Here is a 4,291-nt window from a genome sequence, read left to right on the forward strand (position 1 = left end):
TCCTCACTCCCCGCCCACCGTGAAGCCGATCGCCGCGCCTCCGCCGTCCCTCCTCAACGCGAACGGGGCTCCGCCGTGGGCCCGGGCCACCTCGCGGACGATCGACAGGCCCAGGCCGGACCCCGGGCGGGAGCGGGCGTCGGCGGCCCGGTAGAAGCGGTCGAAGACACGGACCAGGTCCGCTTCGGCGATGCCGGGGCCCCGGTCCAGGACCGCCACCCGGACGGTGCCCGGGCGGGCGGGGCCGGTCACCGTGATCTCGATCGGGGTGCGGCCCGTACGGTCGAACTTGGCCGCGTTCTCCACCAGGTTCGACACCGCGCGCGTCAGCATGCCCGGCCGGCCGTCCGTCGTCGTGTCCCCGCTCGCCCGGACCACGACCTCGCGCCCGGTACGGCGCCGCGCGAGGCCAGCCACGTCCTCCGCGATGTCGGCGAGGTCCACCCGCTGCGGCGGCTCGTTGTCGGACTGGCCGGCCGCGAGATCGACCAGCTCGTTGACCAGGTCGGTCAGTTCGCGGGCCTCCTGGCCCAGGTCGGCGACGAGTTCGGCGCGGGTCTCGGGCGGCAGCTCGTCGATCCGCCGCAGCAGCGAGATGTTCGTACGCAGGGACGTCAGCGGGGTCCGCAGCTCGTGCCCCGCGTCCTGGACCAGGCGGCGCTGGTCGTCCTCCGACTGCGCCAGCCGCCCCAGCATGCGGTCGAAGGCCCGGCCGAGGCGGCCCACCTCGTCGTACCCCGTCACCGGCACCTGGATACCGAGGCGGCGGGTGCGGGCGACATCCTCCGCGGCCGAGGTGAGGATCACCAGGCGGCGGGTGATGCGCCGGGCCAGCCACCAGCCGAACAGTCCGGCCGCGACCACGACCGCCGCCATCAGGATCAGGGTGCGCTGCTGGAGCGCCCGCAGCAGGTCCTCGGTGTCGCTGAACTCCTGCGCGACCTGCACCGCGCCCCTGCCGCCGCCGAGCGAGACGGTCGCGACCCGGTAGACGTCACTGCCGACGTCGACGTCCTTGTGCTCGGCCAGCCGGCCCGCCGTCGAGGCCGCCGCGACACGGCGGTCTGCGTCGGTGACGGGCAGCCCCGGGCTGCCGGGGTCGACGACCGAACCGTCCGTCCCCAGCACCTGCACATCGGTACGGGCCGGACGGACCAGATCATGTCCGGGCGCCGACGAGGAGAAGTCCTCCGGCGTCATCCGGTGCTCACGCACCTCGTCCCGCAGATCCTGCACGACCTCGTCGAACACGGACTGCTGGTCCACCCGGACCAGGCGGGCGGCGGCCCCGTACGACAGGATCCCGACGAGGACGGTGACGGCCGCCGTGACCGCCGCGAAGGACACCGCGAAGGTGGTCGCGAGCGAGACGAGGCCGGGCCGGCGTCTGCGCAGCAGCCGCGCGAGGCGGCCCACTCAGTCCTCCCGCAGCACGTAACCCACGCCCCGCACGGTATGGATCAACTGCGGCGCCCCCGGCTCGTCCAGCTTCCGCCGCAGATAGCCGACGTAGACGGCGAGGTTCTTCGATCCCGGGCCGAAGTCGTACCCCCAGATCCGGTCGTAGATCGTGGAGTGGTCGAGGACGATCCCGCTGTTGCGCACCAGCAGCTCCAGCAACTCGAACTCGGTACGGGTCAGCTCCAGCTCCCGCCCGTCCCGCCAGGCCCGCCGCGCCTGCGGGTCCATCCTCAGCCCGGCCGCCTCCAGGTACCGCTCGGGTACCGGCGGCTGCTTCGGCGCCTCGACGGGGGCGGCCCCGTGGGCCCCGCCGGTGCGGCGCAGCAGGGCGCGCAGCCGGGCGAAGACCTCCTCGACGTCGAAAGGCTTGAGGACGTAGTCGTCGGCGCCCGCGTCCAGGCCCGCGATCCGGTCCTGGGTCTCCACGAGCGCCGTCAGCATCAGGATCGGCGTCCGGTCGCCCTCGGCGCGCAGCACCCGGCAGACCTGGAGCCCGTCGATCCCCGGCATCATCACATCCAGCACGAGCACGTCGGGCGGCGTGCGGTGGGCCTGCGCCAGCGCCTCGACACCGTCGGCGACCGCGGTGACCCGGTACCCCTCCAGGGTCAGGGCGCGCTCCAGGGCGTGACGGATGGCGCGATCGTCTTCGGCGAGCAGCACGGTCTGAGACACGCCTCCATACTGCCAAGCCCACCGCCCATTCAGCCGGACGAGCGACCCGACGATCAGCCTTTTTACCCCCCTCACACCGTCACAGAGGCAACCGGGGGGGGTGTATGGCTACGCGCTTCTCACCACCGGGGCCGGGAGACCGAGCGCCTCGGGTCTCGGTGCCGGGCGACCTGGCTCTCGGCGACCGCCAAGCGACCGCCCCAGCTCCAGACGCCCGGGCAGGCCGTGACCGCCCGACCCGCATCACGGGCGCGGCGGAGTCTCAGGCCGCCGGTGCTCCCGTCGGGGACAGTGCCGCCAGCTGTTCGGCGAACGGGACGACCTCGAAGGCGTCCCTGGCCTTGGCCGAACCGGCAGACCCAGCGGTCCCGGCCGAGTCGGCCTCCGGACGGCCCCCCGGCAGCAGCGCCGCCAGCTCCCCCGCCGCCCGCTCGATCCGCCCGTCCAGCCCCTCCGCACCCCAGTCCTCCGAGGCGGCGTACACCCCCGTCGGCACGACGACGGCCCGCAGGTAGGAGAAGAGCGGCCGCAGCGCGTGGTCCAGCACCAGCGAGTGCCGCGCGCTGCCGCCGGTCGCCGCGACCAGCACCGGCTTCCCGACCAGCGCGTCCTTGTCGAGGACGTCGAAGAACGACTTGAAGAGCCCGCTGTACGACGCCGAGAACACCGGAGTGACCACGATCAGCGCGTCCGCCCCGGCCACCGCGTCCTGCGCGGCGGCGAGGGCACGCCCCGGAAACCCGCTGGCGAACTGGTGGGCGATCTCCACGGCGAGGTCGCGGACCTCGACGACCCGCACCTCGGCCGGAGCGAGCCGCTCCACCGCCGCCGCCAGCCGGTCGGCCAGCAGCCGCGTGGACGACGGCACGCTCAGTCCCGCAGAGACGACGACGAGCTTCATGCGACGGTCTCCTTCTTCGCTCCGGGCGTCACTTCGGACGTCACTTCGGACTTCACATCGGACTTCACATCGGCGAGCAGCGACGCGTGCGTCGGCGCCTCGGGGACATCCTTCGCGCGGCCCTTAGCGAACTCCTCGCGCAGCACTGGAACGACCTCCTGGCCCAGCATGTCGATCTGCTCCAGGACGGTCTTCAGCGGCAGCCCCGCGTGGTCCACGAGGAACAGCTGGCGCTGGTAGTCACCGGCGTACTCCCGGAACGCCAGGGTCTTCTCGATGACCTGCTCCGGGGAGCCCACGGTCAGCGGGGTCTGGTCGGTGAAGTCCTCCAGGGACGGCCCGTGCCCGTAGACCGGCGCGACATCGAAGTAGGGCCGGAACTCGCGGATCGCGTCCTGGGAGTTCTTCCGCATGAAGATCTGCCCGCCGAGTCCCACGATCGCCTGCTCGGGCGTGCCGTGGCCGTAGTGCGCGTACCGGCTCCGGTACAGCTCGACCATCCGCTTGGTGTGGTCGGCCGGCCAGAAGATGTTGTTGTGGAAGAAGCCGTCGCCGTAGTACGCGGCCTGCTCGGCGATCTCGGGCGAGCGGATGGAACCGTGCCAGACGAAGGGCGGTACGCCGTCCAGGGGACGGGGCGTGGCGGTGAAGCCCTGGAGCGCCGTACGGAACTTCCCCTCCCAGTTCACGACGTCCTCGCGCCACAGGCGGCGCAGCAGGGCGTAGTTCTCGATGGCGAGGTTGATGCCCTCGCGGATGTCCTGCCCGAACCAGGGGTAGACGGGGCCGGTGTTGCCGCGGCCCATCATCAGGTCCACCCGGCCGTCGGCCAGGTGCTGGAGCATCGCGAAGTCCTCGGCGATCTTCACCGGGTCGTTCGTGGTGATGAGGGTCGTGGAGGTCGAGAGGACGAGCCTCTCGGTCTGGGCGGCGATGTAGCCGAGCATCGTGGTCGGCGACGAGGGCACGAACGGCGGGTTGTGGTGCTCACCGGTCGCGAAGACGTCGAGCCCGACCTCCTCGGCCTTCAGCGCGATGGCGACCATGGCCTTGATGCGCTCGCGTTCGGTCGGCGTCCGGCCCGTGGTGGGGTCCGGCGTGACATCGCCGACGGAGAAGATCCCGAACTGCATGGCCGACCGACCTCCAAGTTGTTGACTGTTCAACTATAGCGCTGCAACAGCCGGCCCGTCACACATATTCCGCCGCCGGACGACGACGAGGCCACGCCCCCTCACCCCCTCACCCCCACAC

Annotated in this window: 4 protein-coding genes; all 4 read right to left on the minus strand. The window is 72.0% G+C overall.

The window, feature by feature from the left end; translation table 11 throughout:
• Positions 1–3 precede the first annotated feature (3 nt).
• Positions 4–1,416, minus strand: coding sequence for a HAMP domain-containing sensor histidine kinase (locus HLK59_RS48525; RefSeq protein WP_171148084.1), 1,413 nt, complete (start codon positions 1,414–1,416; stop codon positions 4–6).
• Entirely contained in the window at positions 1,417–2,136 is a 720-nt protein-coding gene (locus tag HLK59_RS48530; RefSeq protein WP_171148085.1) for a response regulator transcription factor, read from the minus strand. It abuts the gene before it with no gap.
• Positions 2,137–2,398: 262 nt separating this feature from the next.
• On the minus strand, positions 2,399–3,037 hold the full coding sequence (locus HLK59_RS48535; protein WP_171148086.1) for a CE1759 family FMN reductase: 639 nt from the start codon (positions 3,035–3,037) through the stop codon (positions 2,399–2,401).
• A complete protein-coding gene (locus HLK59_RS48540; protein ID WP_171148087.1) occupies positions 3,034–4,170 on the minus strand; it encodes an LLM class flavin-dependent oxidoreductase in 1,137 nt (378 codons plus the stop codon). The genes HLK59_RS48535 and HLK59_RS48540 overlap by 4 nt, the downstream gene beginning before the upstream one ends.
• Positions 4,171–4,291 lie beyond the last annotated feature (121 nt).

The sequence above is a fragment of the Streptomyces sp. S3(2020) genome (assembly GCF_013044505.1).
Lineage (GTDB): Bacteria > Actinomycetota > Actinomycetes > Streptomycetales > Streptomycetaceae > Streptomyces.

Coding starts and splice junctions, on each gene's coding strand:
- HLK59_RS48540 (WP_171148087.1), bottom strand. CDS start 4,170: ATGCAGTTCGGGATCTTCTCCGTCGGCGATGTCACGCCGGACCCCACC.
- HLK59_RS48535 (WP_171148086.1), bottom strand. CDS start 3,037: ATGAAGCTCGTCGTCGTCTCTGCGGGACTGAGCGTGCCGTCGTCCACG.